General features: G+C 39.2%; 21 protein-coding genes. 15 read left to right on the top strand and 6 right to left on the bottom strand.

The window, feature by feature from the left end:
- The first annotated feature begins 57 nt into the window (after window positions 1-57).
- The 4 genes from AB7942_RS26545 to AB7942_RS26530 all read left to right on the top strand — a co-directional run bounded on the left by AB7942_RS26545 (window position 58) and on the right by AB7942_RS26530 (window position 2646).
- Window positions 58-1650, top strand: coding sequence for a long-chain-fatty-acid--CoA ligase (locus tag AB7942_RS26545; RefSeq protein ID WP_369449181.1), 1593 nt, complete (start codon window positions 58-60; stop codon window positions 1648-1650).
- A gap of 142 nt (window positions 1651-1792) precedes the next feature.
- The gene (locus AB7942_RS26540; RefSeq protein WP_282599543.1) at window positions 1793-1927 is read left to right on the top strand and encodes a hypothetical protein; all 135 of its coding nucleotides are present in this window, start codon (window positions 1793-1795) and stop codon (window positions 1925-1927) included.
- A 43-nt stretch (window positions 1928-1970) separates the two neighbouring features.
- A complete protein-coding gene (locus AB7942_RS26535; RefSeq protein WP_179195893.1) occupies window positions 1971-2117 on the top strand; it encodes a hypothetical protein in 147 nt (48 codons plus the stop codon).
- 82 nt (window positions 2118-2199) lie between these two features.
- Window positions 2200-2646: a redoxin domain-containing protein gene (locus tag AB7942_RS26530; RefSeq protein WP_335719102.1), complete on the top strand. Its 447-nt coding sequence runs from the start codon at window positions 2200-2202 to the stop codon at window positions 2644-2646.
- 52 nt (window positions 2647-2698) lie between these two features.
- On the opposite strand, the gene AB7942_RS26525 is transcribed toward AB7942_RS26530, so the two are convergent.
- Window positions 2699-3286 (bottom strand): guanylate kinase, encoded by a 588-nt coding sequence (locus AB7942_RS26525; protein WP_335713259.1) that lies wholly within the window; start codon window positions 3284-3286, stop codon window positions 2699-2701.
- Window positions 3287-3592: 306 nt separating this feature from the next.
- Between AB7942_RS26525 and AB7942_RS26520 the strand changes: the two genes are divergently transcribed.
- From AB7942_RS26520 to AB7942_RS26485, 8 genes are all read left to right on the top strand, one after another.
- Window positions 3593-3940, top strand: coding sequence for a lmo0954 family membrane protein (locus AB7942_RS26520; protein WP_369449180.1), 348 nt, complete (start codon window positions 3593-3595; stop codon window positions 3938-3940).
- A 22-nt stretch (window positions 3941-3962) separates the two neighbouring features.
- Window positions 3963-4622, top strand: a complete 660-nt coding sequence (locus AB7942_RS26515; RefSeq protein ID WP_098933193.1) for a PspA/IM30 family protein — start codon at window positions 3963-3965, stop codon at window positions 4620-4622.
- 170 nt (window positions 4623-4792) lie between these two features.
- Window positions 4793-5458, top strand: coding sequence for an LbetaH domain-containing protein (locus tag AB7942_RS26510; RefSeq protein ID WP_369449179.1), 666 nt, complete (start codon window positions 4793-4795; stop codon window positions 5456-5458).
- Between the two features lie 101 nt (window positions 5459-5559).
- Window positions 5560-6732, top strand: a complete 1173-nt coding sequence (locus AB7942_RS26505; protein ID WP_335712982.1) for a DUF3800 domain-containing protein — start codon at window positions 5560-5562, stop codon at window positions 6730-6732.
- A gap of 150 nt (window positions 6733-6882) precedes the next feature.
- Window positions 6883-7992: an FAD-dependent monooxygenase gene (locus AB7942_RS26500; protein ID WP_483310924.1), complete on the top strand. Its 1110-nt coding sequence runs from the start codon at window positions 6883-6885 to the stop codon at window positions 7990-7992.
- Window positions 7993-8130: 138 nt separating this feature from the next.
- Window positions 8131-8580 (top strand): SgcJ/EcaC family oxidoreductase, encoded by a 450-nt coding sequence (locus AB7942_RS26495; RefSeq protein ID WP_369449177.1) that lies wholly within the window; start codon window positions 8131-8133, stop codon window positions 8578-8580.
- A gap of 203 nt (window positions 8581-8783) precedes the next feature.
- Window positions 8784-9785 (top strand): LLM class flavin-dependent oxidoreductase, encoded by a 1002-nt coding sequence (locus AB7942_RS26490; protein ID WP_369449176.1) that lies wholly within the window; start codon window positions 8784-8786, stop codon window positions 9783-9785.
- 298 nt (window positions 9786-10083) lie between these two features.
- The gene (locus tag AB7942_RS26485; protein WP_369449175.1) at window positions 10084-11250 is read left to right on the top strand and encodes a pyridoxal-phosphate-dependent aminotransferase family protein; all 1167 of its coding nucleotides are present in this window, start codon (window positions 10084-10086) and stop codon (window positions 11248-11250) included.
- Between the two features lie 224 nt (window positions 11251-11474).
- Here AB7942_RS26485 and serC read toward each other — a convergent pair whose 3' ends face one another.
- Both serC and AB7942_RS26475 read right to left on the bottom strand, forming a co-directional pair.
- The gene (serC, locus tag AB7942_RS26480; protein WP_369449174.1) at window positions 11475-12572 is read right to left on the bottom strand and encodes a 3-phosphoserine/phosphohydroxythreonine transaminase; all 1098 of its coding nucleotides are present in this window, start codon (window positions 12570-12572) and stop codon (window positions 11475-11477) included.
- Window positions 12573-12760: 188 nt separating this feature from the next.
- Window positions 12761-14056: an MFS transporter gene (locus tag AB7942_RS26475; protein WP_369449173.1), complete on the bottom strand. Its 1296-nt coding sequence runs from the start codon at window positions 14054-14056 to the stop codon at window positions 12761-12763.
- 581 nt (window positions 14057-14637) lie between these two features.
- Here AB7942_RS26475 and AB7942_RS26470 point away from each other — a divergent pair.
- Window positions 14638-14892: a DUF1292 domain-containing protein gene (locus tag AB7942_RS26470; RefSeq protein WP_369449172.1), complete on the top strand. Its 255-nt coding sequence runs from the start codon at window positions 14638-14640 to the stop codon at window positions 14890-14892.
- Between the two features lie 59 nt (window positions 14893-14951).
- Here AB7942_RS26470 and AB7942_RS26465 read toward each other — a convergent pair whose 3' ends face one another.
- Complete coding sequence (locus AB7942_RS26465) at window positions 14952-15188, bottom strand: hypothetical protein (protein WP_088088439.1); 237 nt, start codon at window positions 15186-15188, stop codon at window positions 14952-14954.
- A gap of 178 nt (window positions 15189-15366) precedes the next feature.
- Between AB7942_RS26465 and AB7942_RS26460 the strand changes: the two genes are divergently transcribed.
- Window positions 15367-16170: an MBL fold metallo-hydrolase gene (locus AB7942_RS26460; protein WP_369449171.1), complete on the top strand. Its 804-nt coding sequence runs from the start codon at window positions 15367-15369 to the stop codon at window positions 16168-16170.
- Between the two features lie 65 nt (window positions 16171-16235).
- On the opposite strand, the gene AB7942_RS26455 is transcribed toward AB7942_RS26460, so the two are convergent.
- Window positions 16236-17156 (bottom strand): DMT family transporter, encoded by a 921-nt coding sequence (locus AB7942_RS26455; RefSeq protein ID WP_369449170.1) that lies wholly within the window; start codon window positions 17154-17156, stop codon window positions 16236-16238.
- Between the two features lie 332 nt (window positions 17157-17488).
- Complete coding sequence (locus AB7942_RS26450) at window positions 17489-17626, bottom strand: hypothetical protein (RefSeq protein ID WP_369449169.1); 138 nt, start codon at window positions 17624-17626, stop codon at window positions 17489-17491.
- A gap of 161 nt (window positions 17627-17787) precedes the next feature.
- Here AB7942_RS26450 and AB7942_RS26445 point away from each other — a divergent pair, with 161 nt between their 5' ends.
- Window positions 17788-18516, top strand: a complete 729-nt coding sequence (locus AB7942_RS26445) for a gamma-glutamyl-gamma-aminobutyrate hydrolase family protein (RefSeq protein ID WP_088088437.1) — start codon at window positions 17788-17790, stop codon at window positions 18514-18516.
- Window positions 18517-18537: the final 21 nt, after the last annotated feature.

Below are 18537 nucleotides of genomic sequence, written 5' to 3'. Positions count from 1 at the left end.
ACCAATACGCGAAAAAATTACCCATCACTCTCATTTAATAAAAGAGGAGTTGGTTATATGTTTTCCCCGTTAACCCCATTAGACTGGAAACGCCGGGCGGTGAAGTATTATCCGAATAAAACAGCCGTCATCGATGGAGAAAAGGAATTTACATATCAAGAATTTGGCAAGCGAGTCGATCAGCTTTCTGCTGCTCTCCTTCAAGCAGGAATCATCCAAGGTGATCATGTAGCAGTCATGTTGCCTAACACGCATTATATGCTGGAGTGCTTTTATGGAATCTGCCAGCTTGACGCGGTCATGGTACCGCTAAATTACAGGCTTACTGCGGATGACTTAGAGTATATCATTCGTCACAGTGATGCGAAAATGTTAATTGTCGATGAAGAATTTTGCGGCCCGATTGAGAAAATAATCGATAATCTTTCCCTCGAACAAATTATAATCGTATCTGTACCGGGACAGGATACTTCTTTAATGGGCATCGATTATGAGGATTTTTTGCAACATACTTTGGAAACGGTTACACTTCCAGAGGTGATTATTGATGAAAATCAACTGCTAACTTTAAATTATACGAGCGGGACGACTTCAAAACCCAAGGGAGTCATGCTTACACATCGAGGGAATTATTTAAATGCTGCTAATTTCATGTATCATCTAGGTGTCAACCATGATGATGTCTATCTCCATACACTACCGATGTTTCATGCAAATGGCTGGGGCGGTGTTTGGGCGATTACGGCTACAGGAGGTACCCATGTATGTCTCAGAAAAGTTGACCCGCCCCTTATACTTGAATTATTTGAAAAGAAGAAAATCACGCTTTTATGCGGTGCGCCAACGGTCGTGAATATGCTGGTCAATGAGCCAAAGGCAAAAGAAATTAAGATTACTACAAACCCACGGATGGCGACAGCCGGCGCACCTCCTGCAGCAGTACTGATTCATAAAGCACAAGAAATTCTGGGTTTAAATATGATACACGTCTATGGTCTAACGGAAACCTCTCCGTTCATCCTTTACTGTGAGTGGAAAAAAGAATTTGATGCAATGACAGCGGATGAACAAGCAGCGATAAAGGCAAGACAAGGGATTGAACTTGCTTTCAATGGCGAAACAAAGGTTGTACATCAAGATGGGGAAGAAGTGGCCTGGAACGGAGAAGAATTAGGGGAAATCATCACGCGTGGTAACGTCGTCATGGCAGGTTATTACAAGGATCCAATTACCACTGCAGCGGCAATCAGGGGCGGCTGGTTCCATACGGGAGATTTGGCTGTCACTCACCCAGATGGGTTCATCGAAATACGAGATCGTGCCAAGGATTTGATTATTTCTGGTGGAGAGAATATCTCTTCTACAGAGGTTGAAGGAGTTCTCTATAAGCACCCGGCTGTCTTGGAAACTGCCGTGATTGCGATCCCGGATGAAAAGTGGGGCGAGGTTCCAAAGGCGATTATCGTGTTAAAACCTGAGGCGAAAGTAACGGAAGATGAAATCTTCCTGTTCTGCCGGTCAGAGTTAGCACATTTTAAAGCACCGAAGGCAGTTGAATTCGTAGAAGCTTTACCAAAAACAGCAACCGGTAAATTGCAAAAATTTCGTTTAAGAGAAATGTATTGGACCGGTCCAAAGAGAGTCAATTAATTAGCTTGAATTTGGAGTTCTTTTCCCTCAGTGAGGGGAAGGACTCCTTTTTTATTAAAGCTTTTTCCGTTATGTAAAAAGTAACAAAACGAATGAACCTACAAATAAGGTTCATAATAAGTAACAAAAAGGAGGGAGAAGTATGGACCAGAAGTATAATACGGATGATGATGCCAATATTGAATTAAAGAAGGCGTTAAGCAAAAGTCAGCCCAGAAGTAATCCAAACATGAGTGAGGCAGAGCAGAAACTAAAATTTCAAAACAAGAAGAGCTAACGGACGATCATAGTGATCGGCCCTTTAACTTGGAGGTGAGACAATGCCAAAGAATAATCCAATTGAATATACTGGGAAAGTTCTAGACCAGAGAAATGACCTTACAGGTCCAGATGAAGGGAAGGCTTCCTATCCAAATCGACCAAAGCATGTTCCAATTCAGGACCCAGCCAGCAATAAAGGTAAATAATTTATGAGGGTAATGAACGGAATTTCTTAGTTAGACTAGAAAGGAGGAATAGATCTTGGAAGCGTCTTTGAATATTGGCGAGATGGCCCCAGACTTTTCATTATCGGCGACGACAACAGAAAAGATTGCCTTGTCTGATTATCGAGGGAAGCAAAACATAGTTGTTGCCTTTTATGGAATGGATTTTACCCCCGGCTGAATTAAGGAAATATCCTCTTGGAAAGAGGATTACAAACGATTCGAGCAATTAGATGCTGAAGTACTAGCTATTAGTGTGGATCATATCCACTCCCATAGAGTTTTTGCAGCGAGTATGGGAACCCTGCCATATCCTTTATTGTCAGATTGGTTTAAACAAACGGTAAAAAGTTACTATGTACTTAACGAAAAAGGCGGAACGGCGATTCGTTCAGTCTTTGTGGTGGGTAAAACTGGCGTGATAACCTACATAAACACCTCATTTAAAGCTGATAAAAAAGAAGATTATGAAGCGGTTTTTAAAGAACTTGAAAAGTTAACAAACCAGTGAATTGAAATAAAGTGTCAGGCACCCAATATGCCTGACACTTTATTATTTCTGCTTAATCAGTAACTATGAAACCTCTTTCAAGGAAACCTTCAATGACTTCACTTATTTGGTAGGAAACTTGAGGCGAATCATAATTTTCAAAGGTATGTTCACAACTGTTTTTATAGTTCATGGTTTCATCATAATGGGCCATATGGCGGGCAATGTCTTGATCATTATCTTTGCGTTCCTTTTGTCTCTTAATAACCGTATCGCGGTCGGCATAAATGAAAAAGCGCATGACACGATCACCATACATCTTCTTTAATTTTTCTGTTCCCTCAGGATTTAATGTTAGGTAGACAAGGGTATGGGATTCAAATGCCTTAACAATATCCTCTTCGCGAATGCCATAGTGTATTCCATCGATGTCAACGCATTCAAGAAATTCCTGGTTCTCTTGCATTTTTTTGAATGTTTCCTCGTTAATAAAATGGTAGTCTTCCCCATTTTTTTCGTAATGACGAGGAGAACGAGTCGTGTAAGAGAGCACCGTTTCCATATCAAACGCGGTCGCAACCATTTTGGCAACCGTTTTTCTCCCTGAACCATCTGGTCCTGTGTAAATGAATAGCTTTTCTTTATTTTTGATTTTATACATAGATAACCTCCTGAAAATGGATTATATAAAAAAGAATCTACCTGAAGGCAAATGCTTTTTAGTATTACACCATAAAATGGTTGGATTGGGATAATTTAATTATAACAGATAGATAGCGAATGGAAAGTTTGACCTTTTTGATTTTTATTTGTGAATTGCGTTGTTCCTTAAATATATTCAATACTAAGCAGTCCGATTGCATCTACGTCTTAAGTCTGAGGGGAAAATCAAGCTCAAGCGCAATTATGAAAATGATTGAAAAAAGGTAAGATGAAATCAAGATAAAGAACGAAGGAGGAAAATAACATGAAAAAATTAGGTTTACTTTTAGCCGGCGGACTTGCAGCGGTCATCTTACTTAAAACAATTGGTCCGATTATAGGGTTACTCGTAAGTCTAGCGATTCTCTACTTCATTTATAAACAGTTTCTGAAGGCAGAATCAACTGGTTGGAAAATTGGGTTAGTCATCATCGGCTTAATTGTCCTTTCAGCAACCATCCACCATATTCCAGCACTCATCGGAGTCGGAGCAGCTTATGTACTGTTCCTTGTTTATAAACAGTGGAATAAAAACAAAAAGCCGCCTGTGAACAAGGAATCCGATCCATTTGAAAATTTTGATAAACAATGGAATGAATTAAAAAAATATTAATTTAAAAGGGGAAAAGTGAAAAATGGCAAACTTATTAACTAAAATTAAAGATCTCATTATTGCTGATTTGAATGAAACTCGTCAACACAAAGAAAAACAAAATCCGATTGATTTGCTCAATCAATACCTTCGCCAATGTGAGCAGGAGACGGAGAAGGTTGGCAAGCTTATCGAACGTCAATCTAGTTTAAAGGAAGAATTTACAAGAGAATATCATCAATCAACTGAGCGAGCAGAAAAAAGAAAGTACCAGGCAGAGATTGCTTCAAAAGCAGGAGAAACAGAGCTTTATCAATTTGCTTCAGCGGAGCATCAACAATATATAGAGCGTGCAGAGCGCCTGAATGCTTCTCTTGCACAAGTGACAGAGCAGTTAACTGAATTAGAAAGAAAGCATGAAGAAATGAAGCAAAAGTTAAAGGATATGCATCTTCGCCGGATGGAATTAATGGGCCGGGAAAATGTAACACGGGCTAATATTAAAATAAATCAGGTATCAGAGTCAAATTCATATTCGGACCAATTTACATCAAAGTTTAAGGATATTGAAAACTATCTGGAACGATTAGAACACAAGGTGAACCATTCCTACTTCCAAAGTACAATTGATGCACGGGTGGAGCAGTTAGAAAAAGAAATGAATAAACAGGATGATCATCCTGTAAACCTAACAAAAGAATAATCATAAAAGGGCAGTGATTTAGGAATTACTGTCTTTTTGTCCACTAAAAGAAGTACACATCCGTTCCATTTGAACAATTGATCCTGATCTGGTTGGGTACTAATTTAGAAAAACCTACGTAAAGTAGTATGAATAATTAAAAATCCCGTTATTTGAAAGGGGAATTTATTTTGTTGCATTATCCCAATAATGTAAATGGTCCTTTTAATATTTATAGTTACTTTGTAGGTTCGAATCCGGTAACTTCCGTAAATCCCACACCAATTTTTCCAAAAATAAATAAAACGGCATTTTTAAGCCCGTTCACCTATATTGTCGGCGACGTTACGATTCGGAATAATACGTATGTCGGTCCCTTCGTCAGTATCCGCGCAGATGAAGGAACGCCTTTCTTTATCGGTAGCAACTGTAATTTGCAGGACGGAGTAATCCTTCATGGTTTGAAAAACAAACATGTAGAGGTTAATAATAGGAAATATTCAGTCTATATTGACGATGAGGTATCCTGTGCCCACGGAGCATTGATCCATGGTCCCTGTCAGATTGATAAAAAGGTATTTATCGGTTTTAAGGCAATTGTTTATCATGCCCAGGTCGGAGAAGGAAGTTTCATCGCATCGGGAGCAGTTGTTACTGGTGGAGTAACGCTGAGACCTGGCAGCTTTGTTCCACCAGGCGCTCATATTGATAATCAGAAAAAAGCCGATTCCTTATCAAATGTTCCTAAAAATGAACAGGAGTTTGCTCAAGAGGTCCAGCGGGTAAATCAAGAATTTCCATCTGCTTATTCGTTTGTTTTTGGAAAAAATCGCTGTACTTGCGGTTTATCGTGCTAATCAATGAATTTAATAAGGGGAAAATTAACTTTTTGAAGGTTTTAGATCATATTTTGTTGAAATAAGTACCTAAAGAAAGAATTTTTGGGTGAGGTGGGAGAATGAACGATATCCAATTCGCGTTTATTGATGAATCTGGTGATTATAGTTTTGATTTTGAAAATAAAGATGTCTCGACCCACTTTATTATCGTTTCTATTCTAGCAAAAGAGTCAAATAAAGAGTTGTTAGAACAGGAAGTTGAAAAGGTGAGACAAAAATACTTTCAAACCGACGAAATGCATACTGATAAAATGGATAACCCTCATCTAAGAATTCAACTATTAAATGAACTGAAAGATTTACCGTTCAATATATATGCATATGTCGTCGATAAAAGAAAAATTAGAGAAGATAGCGGCATCACGTTTGAAAAGACGTTTATCAAATTTATGAATCGGTTAATCTATGATGACTTAAATCGAACGTTTGACCAACTGGATCTTGTGTTAGTGGAACAAGGAACGAAAGAATTCATGACTGAATTTAAAACGTATATAGCAGAAAAAAGTGTTCCAGATTTATTTAATTATTCCACCTTTGGGTTTAATCACAGTAAATCAGAAATACTTCTTCAACTGGCAAATTTAATCGCTGAGACGATTGCAAAAGGTTATGATCAAACCCAGTACTCAGAACATTATCCGCTTTTTCATAAAGTCATCAAAAAGAAAATCATCGCCATTAATTTATGGCCGCAAAACTATAAAAACTATTTACATGATTACATATCAAGGAATCAGGACTCTCAATTTGATGAGGTTATTTTTAAACAATCGGTTAATTTGGCCCTTCAATATCTTGAAAAGAATAAAAAGAGTGAGGATGCGGATGAAAAAATTAGGATAGATTTACTCAAGTTCCTGTTATTTAATCTGCGAGAAAATCCTAATGAATATGTCTATACCCAAGAAATTTTAGATAATTTAAATGCAATCAGAGTGAACAAAATTAATCATCATTACTTTAGATCGAACATTGTTTCCAAACTTCGTGATAGCGGGCTGTTAATTGCCAGCAGCAATAAGGGATATAAACTGCCAGTTTGTTTAACAGACTTATATGATTTTGTTCATTTATCGAGCCTAACCATACACCCGATGATTCAAAGAATATCCAAGTGTCGAAATCAAGTTCTACTTGCCACCAACAATGAAATTGATATTCTCGAAAACAACGAATATGAATATCTAAAAAAAATTATTGAAATGGAAAAATTAGCGGTTACTGAATAAAGGGTCAGTCCCCACAACATCCATAGTTGTGCGGGCCTGACCTTTTTTTAGATTGACCGAATACGACAAATTTGTTATTCTATAATTAACTTTTTTTCTTATAAGAAAACTTTTGAAGATAATTTTTTCATAAATAAATATTACCAGAAGGTGAATAAATTGAAGCTGCAGGCAGATGTTTGTATTGTGGGTGGCGGACCAGCAGGGACATTACTAGGGTTTTTATTGGCTAAAAACGGTGTATCAACTATTTTAATAGAACGTTCTACTGGAGTTAATCGGAAATTTAGAGGTGAACATATAAATTCTGAAACAGAAGCCATTTTAAAAGCACATCAATTGTTTGAAAAGATAGAAGAGCTAGGCATACTTAAAATGAAAAAAGTTGAATTCTTTGCTGGCAAACATATCGTCCAAACAATTATCCCTTCAACCGATGAGGATCACGTAGGAATTCATGTTCCTCAAGCTAATTTACTGAGTGCAATCAACCAAGAATCAGAACAATATAAAAACTACCGTCTTCTTTTTAACACAACAGTAACCGAATTAATGCAGGATGAGCAGGGAGTCTATACTGGTGTGAAAGGAATAAAGGACGGTCATGAAATAATGATTTCGAGTTCCGTTGTCGTTGGTGCGGATGGCCGCTTTTCAACTGTCAGAAAGCTTGCAAAGATACCAACGGTCGAGTTGTTGCATGGATATGACGTATTGTGGGCCAAAATTCCCGCTCCTGCAGGATGGGAGCCAACAACAAGAATGGTGCATGTCAATGGACATCAGCTTGCCTTGTTCACGCAGACGGGAGGATTCATCCAAATTGGCTGGAATATTGAAGAAGGATCCTTTCCTTCGTTAAGAAAACAATCATTACAGCCATTTCTTGAACCATTGATTGAAAGCTTTCCGGAATTGAAAGAGTTGGTCTTACAGCATCTAAGTACCTGGAAGAACTTTGTTCCCTTAAAGGTGCAAAGCTCCCGTTCTGAAACGTGGGTAAAGGACGGATTAATCATCATCGGAGATGCAGCGCACACAATGACTCCTACAGGTGCAATCGGCATTAATTGTGGGATGAAGGACGCGCATGTGCTAGCGCCGATCTTAACCGAAGCCCTTATGGATAAAAACATCACAACACAGAGATTAAAAACATTTGAAGTGAGTAGAAAAACTGAAATTAAAGTACAACAAGAAATGCAAATACAACAAGAAGCGTCATTTTCGGAAAAATTTGCTCAGTTTGCTCTTAATTAAATAATGGACCTTCACCTACATCTTTTAATGGAGTGGGAGAAGGTCTTTTTTTATTTGTGAGAACCTGACCTCAAAGTTGAAAAGAAGGAATGGATTGTTTTACGATAATATCAAAGCCTTGAGAGGAGTTATTAAATTATGATGAATTCTGATTCTAAAGGAGTACAAGCAGTTTATAAGAAACTTTTGGATGCGTGGAATGAACGCAGTGCAGAGGGGATGGCAAAGTTATTTACGGATGATGGCGAGAGTATCGGATTTGATGGAAGTCAATCCATTGGCAGACAAGAAATATTTTCACACCTACAGCCAATTTTTGAACACCATCCAACGGCACGGTTTGTAAGTAAAGTGAAGGATGTACGTTTTCTAAGTTCAGAGATCGCTATTTTGCGGGCAATTGCAGGAATGGTGCCACCAAAACAATCAGACATTAACCCTAACGTGAACACACATCATACGCTTGTTGTTGTAAAAGGAGACGGGAACTGGCGTATTCAATTGTTTCAAAATACTCCAGCTCAGTTTCATGGCAGACCTGAATTAGTGGAAAAAATGACTGATGAGCTGAGAGAGTTATTAAAATAAAGCTGCTTGTTCTTGTACTTAAGTACATAAATGTCACTTATTATTATTACTATAAAAAAGTTTCGGAAAGAAAAGGGTGTCAGGCACCATGTGAAGAATTCACATGGTGCCTGACACCCTTTCCCTGCTAAGCATATATTTTTGATTTATGCCTTCCTATTGTTACTATAGTAGTAATCTCTCTAAGGAAAGGAATTATAAATATGGCAACAATTAATATACCTATATCTGTTTTGAATTTAGCTCCGATCCGGAAGGGACAAAACCCAAGCCAAGCGATCGAGTCAATGGTCGACCTTGCCCAAGCAGTCGAGAAAATGGGCTATCAACGCTATTGGATCGCAGAACATCATAATACAGCTACACTTGTCAGTTCAGCTACATCCATATTAATAAAACATGTATTAGAACATACGAGTACCATTCATGTTGGATCAGGTGGGATCATGCTGCCGAATCACTCACCGCTAGTAGTGGCTGAACAATTCGGTACTATGGCCACGATTTACCCAAATCGTGTGGACCTCGGTCTGGGCCGTGCACCTGGAACAGATATGATGACGGCAAGTGCCCTAAGACGATCGAAAAATGATCCAGTTTATACTTTCCCAAATGATGTCCAAGCATTACTTACGTATTTTGGCCCAGCAGATCAGCAAAGCTATGTGAAAGCCTATCCTGGCGTTGACACGAATATTCCGATTTATATACTCGGTTCTTCCACTGATTCAGCGTATTTGGCGGCAAGTTTGGGTCTTCCTTATGTATTTGCGTCCCACTTTGCACCAAGATATATGGAAGAAGCAATCTCAATCTATCGGAGTCGTTTCCAGCCTTCTGAATATTTGGATAAACCATATATGATGGTTTGTTTAAATGTTATTGCGGCCGAAACGGATGAGGAGGCACAATTTTTATCGACAACCATGCAGCAGTTTTTCCTAAATGTTGTTCGTGGTACACAAAATCCGTTACAACCGCCTGTTGAAAACCTGGATGAGCTTTGGAACTCGATGGAAAAAGAAATGGCGGCATCGAAGCAAAGTGTGACGTTGATAGGGAGCAAGGAAACAGTCCGCCAACAGTTGACTAAGTTCCAGGACCATTATAATGTCGATGAACTCATGGCCGTATCGTATATTTATGACACTGAAAAACAAAAGCGTTCGTATGAAATATTGAAAGAAGTAGTTGACGGCCACTAATCTAAACGAAAAGGACCAGAAGAGACAATGTATCTCTTTCTGGTCTTTTTCGTTTACACAGATTCGTGGGAGGTTTTTGTACAGCCTTATTGAATTCGTATGCTCCCCTTTCTATAATCAATACAATAATACGATGGCAAATTCCAAAATGAATTAGAATAGTTTAGTGCCCTCGATTAATAGTTGTGTCCTTTTTGAGAATATTCACCAACTAGTCAAAATTGAGATAAAGGTTTAAATAGTTGAGTATAGAAATATATTTATGGAGAAACAGGTTGATAATTAGGGGGATGGGAAAATGCGTAATCAAGAGATGCTGCTAATACCCGGGCCAACGCCGGTAGTGGATTCAATTTATGATGCTATTGCACAGGAAACTAGGGGACACACAGACTCGAGATTTGTCGCTATCTACAAAAATGCGATCCAGAAAACAAGGGAAATGCTGAAAACAGATGGTGAAGTGTTTGTTATTTCCGGCTCTGGAACTGTAGCTATGGAAATGGCTCTTGTCAATACAGTTGCCGCTGGGGAAAAACTTTTAGTGATCAGTCACGGTTATTTCGGAGATCGTTTCATTAAATTAGGAAAGGCATTTGACATTGAAGTAGAAGTACTCCAGGCAGAATGGGGTACTCAGGTATCTCCAAGTGATGTCGAAGCGAAATTAGTGAGTGGCAATTTTAAGGCGGTTACAATTACCCATGCAGATACGTCGACAGGAGTAGCTGCCAATTTAGACGTACTTGTGCCGATTATTAAAAAACATGGAGCACTCGTCATTCTCGATGGTGTTTGTGCGACTGCCGCAATGGAAGAAGATATGAGTAGGCAATATCATGGGTCTGATGGGAAAATCGATGTCATTTTAACAGGTTCACAAAAAGCAATTGGCGTGCCGCCTGGTCTAGCCATCGTTGCCTTTAACCAAACTGCTTTAGCTGCACGTACCAAAATGGAACGTGTTCCTGCTTATTATTGTGATATCTATAATTGGATTCCGATTATGAACGATCCAGGAAAGTACTTCGCCACACCTCCAGTCAATCTTATCTATGCATATGACGAAGGGATGAGATTGGTATTGGAAGAGGGGATGAAACGAAGATACCAGCGCCACTCCGCATTTGGAAAAGCGGTTAGATCGGCCCTTGCCGTATACGGGATGAAGGCGTTAGCAATGGAAGAAGTCGCTGCCGCCACACTTAGTTGTATTCTTTATCCTGATGGAATGGACGATGCTGCTTTCCGTTCTTCACTTGCAAAAAAAGGAGTGATTGTAGCTGGATCACTAGCCCATTTGGCAGGAAAGGCTTTCCGGATTGGACATATGGGGAATACGACGGAACAAATGCTCGAAGATGCGGTCGTTTTGATCGGAGAAACGATGAATGAGCTGGGATATCCGGTTGATTCAGAGAAAGCGGTAGATTGCTTTAAAAAGCAAGTGGCTATTCGCATTTAGTGTTCGTTTATAAAGCCTGTTTGACTGGAAAAATCACAACCAAGGTAAGTAAGAGAGGTTTATAAAGCCTGTTTGACTGGAAAAATCACGACCAAGGTAAGTAAGAGCGGTTTATAAAGCCCGTTTGACTGGAAAAATCACGACCATGGTAAGTAAGAGCAGTTTATAAAGCCCGATGAACTGAAAAAATCACCCTCTAAAAAATAAAGAGGGTGATTTTTTCATTAGCTATTTTCTGCTTGGAATTGAATCATAAACTCCTTGAATGCCTTACATGCCTCAATTGGAACAGCATTATAAGCTGATACACGGCATCCGCCGATCGAGCGATGACCGTTTACGCCAACAAAGCCTTCTTGTTTCGCTTGCTCGAGGAATTTCTTTTCTAGGTCTTTGGATGCTAAGTTAAAAGTAAGGTTCATGAGAGAACGACTGTCCGGTTCAGCATGGCCAATGTAAAAACCATTACTTGTATCAATTGTTTCGTAAATCAGACTCGCTTTTTTATCATTAAGCTCAGCAATCGCAGATAAGCCACCTAACTCACGAGCCCAGTTTAAGACCTCGCCCAGCATATAAATGCCGAAGGTTGGCGGTGTGTTATACAATGAATTATTTTTAGAATGTGTACTGTATTTTAACATTGTTGGGATATTTGTGTTTGCTTGTTCAAGCAAATCCTTGCGAATAATCACAACCGTTACGCCTGAAGGACCAAGGTTTTTCTGGGCACCAGCATAAATTAACGCAAACTTGCTGACATCAATCGGCTTAGACAGAATATCACTCGACATGTCTGCGATTAACGGAACATCGCCAGTGTCAGGGAAGTGCTTCCATTGGGTACCATAAATGGTATTGTTGGAAGTTAGATGTAAATAAGCATCCGATGGATCGTACTGTATTTGATCAAGCGTTGGGATGCTGCGGTAGTTGCCTTCTTTCGTGGAAGCCGCATGATAAACATCACCAAATAGTTTTGCCTCCGTGAATGCTTTCTCTGACCAAGAGCCTGTCATTACATATCCGGCTTTTTTTCCAGATTGTAAAAAATTCATCGGAATCATTGAAAACTGAAGACTCGCTCCGCCTTGCAAGAAGAGTACTTCATGGGTATCAGGAATAGAAAGCAGTTCCTTCAAGTTGTAAATCGCTTGATTATGTACTTCTTCATATGCTTTGCTTCGATGGCTAAGCTCCATGACTGACATCCCTGTACCTCGAAAATCAATCAGTTCTTCTTGAGCTTTTTCTAAGACGGAAATAGGTAACGCGGAAGGGCCTGCATTAAAATTATAAGCGCGTTGGACTTGCAGTTTCATTTTTATCACTCCATTTTTCTTTTATATGACTATAACATACTTATAAAATTCCGAAAATAAATTTAATTGTGAAATCGTAAAAATTTTGCTTTTTTTATTAAAAGAAATCAAAAAGGGAAAAGGATGGCCACTGGCGAACCAGAGACAGGTTTCCTTTTTCCCTATACTTTTTGTCAAAAACTCTAGCTTTATTCAGTCATTCTCTGATTACTACGAGACCAGATCACGACTGGGATCAGCAGTAAGGAAAGGATCCCTCCAGCAAATGATAGTCCAGCATAACTCGTTTGTGCAACCACCATCCCGGAAAGCGCTCCCCCGGATGCCCCAGCTAAAGCAATTAAAACGTCTACTGTTCCCTGTGTTTTGGCCCGGTTAGAGGGGGATGTTGAATCGACAATCAGTGCCGTGCCGCTAATTAACCCAAAGTTCCAGCCAAGCCCGAGCAAAACGAGTGCAATGATAAGAACCAGCATGGAATCAGCAGGTGCACTGCCAGCAAGAATACCAGCTGCAAGGAGCGTGGCACCGGAAGCGATGGCCATTGTAGTTCGGCCTATCTTATCTACGAGAATACCTGTTACTAGTGAGGGAAGGTACATGGCACCTATATGGAAGCCGATTACCATTCCGACTTCTCTTAGACCATGCCCATGATGTTTCATGTATACGGGTGTCATTGTCATGATGGATGTCATGACAATTTGAGTTAAAACCATAATGGTCGCAGCAACCACGATTCCTCGTTTATTGATAGCTAGATTACTAGATTGCTTCTCTAAGGGATTACTTCTATGCATTTGCTGTTCAACTGCAATCGCTTCTGCAACCATCAGAGGATCTGGGCGCAGGAAAGCTAATAGGACTAACCCCGCAAGGATAAAGGCAGTCGCGCCAAGTATGAACGGACCGGCAAGAGAAGGGACACCGATTGACGTGGCAAATCGGCCCATTACATCGACCAAATTCGGTCCCGCCACAGCGCCGAATGTGGTTGATACCATGGCAATACTGATGGATGTCGCTCGCTGTGTGGGTTTTGCTAAGTCGGTTCCGGCATAGCGGGCTTGTAAGTTTGAAGCTGAGCCTGCACCATAGACCAGAAGCGAGGCGAAAAGAAGAAAGATATTACTTGTGATGGCCGAAACGATCACTCCAATCGCACCGATCCCACCAGTCAAGAATCCTCCCGCAAGTCCTATTCGGCGGCCGAAACGTTGTGAGACTCGACCGATAAGCAACGCTGCTCCAGCAGAACCCAATGTTAACAATGCTGCTGGGATCCCTGCATAGCTATCCGTCCCTAACATATCTTGGGCAAGAAGTGCGCCAACCGTAATTCCAGCAGCAAGTCCAGCCCCACCGAAAATCTGTGACATGACAACGATCAGTAATGTCCGTCGATATAACTTTTCCTTCTTTTCTGGTGAATCTATGTAACTCTTCAACCAATCTGGTTTTGAATCGACCGGGTTATGTGCCACACGAAACCTCTTTCTGAAGGACAAACCCTTCTTCATTTGATTTTTATTTTATCAAGAAAAAATAGCAGTTTATATAGAAAAATGTCGAAAAAATCAATATTTGTTCATATGAAGTAGGCGGTGATGGAGTTTATTTATGATAGGATAATAGTGGATGTATTACTATATGTTTACAGCTAATAAATTAGAAAAAGGAGTTAGAACATGGGACTTGATATGTATTTAGTTTCTTTACCTATAATATTTTACCAACAAGACCTGGTTGTTTTTTCGGTAACCTCTCTTATGATTCCTATTATTACAGAGAAATTGAAGAGACCCAAGCCTTATTATCAGCCCTCATTAATCACTTCAATATTGAAACCCACTATTTGTTGTACCAATGTTCTTGGTAAACGCACAAACAACCACTATAACTTTACCTTTAACGCACAAAACTAATCGTCAATCACACACCACCCAATCAATAATGCCGATATTACTTTTCCCAATTTCAAATGGTATTAACAATATTTTTCCACTGAACTTTTTTGTGGGTAAGGGAACATTATTTCTGAGTACTTTTGTTGAGGTGAGGGACGATGAAGCATGATGAAGCACGTGATTATATAACGATTGAAGATGACCACGGGAATCTTAAAGAATTTGCTGTTGAAGCCTTGTTTGATATGAAGGATGAATCCTATGCTCTACTAAATGCAGAGGATGAAACCATCGTAATGAAGATTGAGGGTGAGGAAGGTAACCAAGACTTAGTGGGTATTAATAACCCCTCTGAAAGTGAAGCGATATTGGCTGCATACCAAATCGCCGTGGAACATGCTCCGGCAGAATAAAACATAACGCAACGAATGGTACCCCGGATAATAGGGGGTCCTTTCGCTGCGTTTTTTTATCAATAGTAATTAAAGCCAAGATAGATGATATAAATAATGATAGCTGCAATGGCGATAATCCAAACAAGAAACACAGGATTCAGTAAATAAGGATGTCTTTGAGTTTTTTCATTGATTTGCGTATCAAATTCACTTGATCTAGTACTGACCATTCTTCCAGTTCCTAATGTAAAAATTAAACCGCCAATCAATACTAACAATGCAATACCAGACAAAATGAGATGCCAATTACTCATTTATATAACCACCTTTTTTTCATATAATTTGAAAAAAAGTAGAGAAATATGCATTTATCTTTTTGATAATTAGGAATAAATTTTATCAGGTAAACATGATTGATTATTCATTCATTTTTCGATACAGTTAAATAAAGTATTTTGAAAATTCAAAAAAGAAAGGTGTGCATTATAGATTATGTTAAACGTATTAACGAATGAGGACGTATTATGTATAGAAGGAAATGTTCAACAGTCGGGACTCAAATTAGGAACGGTTTATTCTTTTTTGGTAGACGGAATGCTAATTGATTCAGGGCCCCAGTGTCTTGAAACAGAGCTTATCCCTATTTATAAGAATCTTAACTTTGAGATAGTAACATTGACACATAGTCATGAAGACCATTCTGGTTTAGCCCCATGGATTCAGAAGCAAAAAAAAATTCCAATCTATTTACATCCAAAAGGTATTAGTATCTGTAATGAGCCTTATCCCTATCCTAAGTACCGCAAGCTTACCTGGGGAATGCGGACGCCGTTTCAACCCTTGCCGCTTGAGGACGTGATTCAATCTCGTAGTCAAGAATGGAAAGTCATCTATACGCCAGGACATGCCGATGACCATGTCTCTTTTTTTCATGAAGAATCTGGCCGATTATTTTCAGGTGATTTATTCGTAACACCGAAAACGAAGGTCATTATGGACAGCGAATCCATTCCGGTTATTATCGATTCGATTCGCAGGCTGCTCAGCTTTGACTTTCAAGCCCTGTTTTGCTGTCATGCTGGTTATATTAAGGATGGAAAAAGCATGATGAAGCAAAAATTAGATTATCTTGAGAATCTTTCCGGTGAAGTAGGAAATCTCCACAAGCAAGGTCGCTCGATTGATGAAATTACTCAAATGCTTTTCCCGAAAAAATACCCAATCATTTCTTTTTCCGAAGGACAATGGGATTCTCGGCATATCGTCGCTTCCATTGTTTCATCATTTTTAAGGTGAGAAACTAATAAAAATCAAAAGAAAACGGCGGTGATTGCTAAATCACTGCCGTTTTGACCTTTAAGTCATGCTGATTGTAATTTTCTTCTAAAAAGTTTCGTGTTGGTTCCAATATATACCCCGGTTAAAACAAAGGCGGCACCTATCCCTTGAGCAATTGTAAAGGTCTCACCTAAAAAGAAGGTAGCCATCAAGACAGCTGATAACGGCATCACATTAATAAAGATAGAAGCCTTCGCAGCACCAACCTCTTTTATGCCGTAATAGTACATGATAAATGAAACAACCGTTACAAAAATGCTCATATGTGAAATGGCGATCCAGGTTGAAACACTAGCGGTTTGTACATCGTGCCAGGATGTTTCCAGGTATGCAAACGGAAATAATAATATGGTACCAAATGCAACCGCATAAGTGGTGGATTCCACCGCACTGTATTTTTTTAAAACGACTTTACCAACCACACTGTACAATGCCCAGCTTATTACTGCACCTAGTAAAACAAAGTCAATCGTCTCAAAACCGTATTGGAACAGTGAGAGTAGGTGACCATCGGTAATAATGAAGGTAACCCCAGTTAGGGCAATCACCATTCCAATCATATGGTTTTTGGTGATTGTTTCTTTTAAAAATAATCCTGATAAAAGGACAATCAGTACTGGGTTTGAGGCAATAAATAAGGAACTCTTAATAACCGGTGCATGTTTGGTAGCCATAAAAAAACAAATATTATATATTGCAATGCCTGTTAATCCAAGAACGGCAAATAATCCATAATCTTTGAGAGTGGGCTTCTTTCGATTTTTTTCCATCAGCCACATAAGCGGAAACAATAGAATAGCAGCCCCCAAAAAACGTAAAAAAGCAACGGTTGCTGGTTCAAAGTCTTTTACGGCGACTTTACCAGCAAGAAACGCACTTCCCCATATAGCCGTGGCAAAAAATAACATCCCATAAATAAGCCATAGTTTCTTATTCTTATTCATCCAATCCCCTCCAATCTATTTCAATTTAATAAATAGATTTTAACATCTTTTTCGGATTTCGAAATAAATTTTAGTGAAATATTTAAATTATTTAATCAATTAGCTGTTTTAATGGTCATTGTTGATTTTATGGCCAAGTTGATTGGAGTGGAAGGCGCGAAGACTCCTGCGGGAGGACGGGTCCGGGGAGACCCCGCAGGCGCTTAGCGCCGAGGAGGCGGTTAGTACCCGAGGAAAGCGAAGCGCCTGGAGCGGAAATCAACAGCCTAGTTTAACACAGCCACGCATTAAAAAAGCTGGTAAAGGAGTTTTTCCTTTTCCAGCTTTATCTTTTAAGTTAGATTTATTAATTCTGATAAATGAACCAATTGTACATTATGAACACTTTCTATTTCTTTAATCTCGCAGTATCCAGAATCGTACGTATAAAGGATAATATATTTCTTTCCATTGTAAAGAACATGCTCCATAGTATCTCCATCCTTTGATCATGTTAATATTATTGTATATTTGCAATACAGATTAATATATGAAGTTCATTTTAAGATTATGTAAATTTTTTCAGTGCTGTATTGAAAAATAATTGTGTTAAGATATCAATATTAGTGTCAAAGTCATAGGGGGAAGAAAGATGAACAGAAAACCAATTATCGGCATAACGGGTGCCTATGTTAAACATAACGACTATATGGAAGGTGTTTATGTGCACCATGATTACCATAAAAGTGTTGTCGCTAACGGAGGGATCCCTATTATCCTTCCATATATTAACCCCGAAATTTCTTTAGAAACGCTTGGTTTATGTGATGGAATTATCCTAAGCGGGGGAGAGGACGTGGATCCTAAACTTTTTAATCAGGATCCACATCACCACTTAGGTCCAACTACACCAGAGCGGGACTTGGCAGAGATCGCGATTGTTAAATATGCGCTTGAGAACGATATTCCCCTTCTTGCGATTTGCAGAGGTGTGCAAATTTTGAATGTCGCATTGGGAGGAACCTTAATTCAGGATATCCCGAGTCAAGTCATTGAACCAATCCAACACTCTCAGAAGATTGATAGGAGTCAAGATACCCATTGGGTGACCATCTCCAAAAATAGTAGATTGTTTGAAATAGTAGGATCTAATCGAGTCCGAGTCAATAGTCTTCACCATCAAGCAATCGGTGAGGTAGCCAAGGATCTTCGGATCGTTGCACAATCATCCGATGGAATCGTTGAAGCAGTAGAATATACCCATCCAACCACATTTACGGTGGGTGTTCAGTGGCATCCTGAATCCATGGCAAGTACAAACGCTGAGATGAATAATTTGTTCTTAGAATTTATTAAAAACAGTGCAAAGGTCATGGTTTAATCATCGGTTCAGAAGTGGAAG

It is taken from the genome of Neobacillus sp. BF23-41 (genome assembly GCF_041106275.1).
Note: the sequence above shows the minus strand (reverse complement) of the source record. Positions and strands in the feature narration are given on the sequence as shown.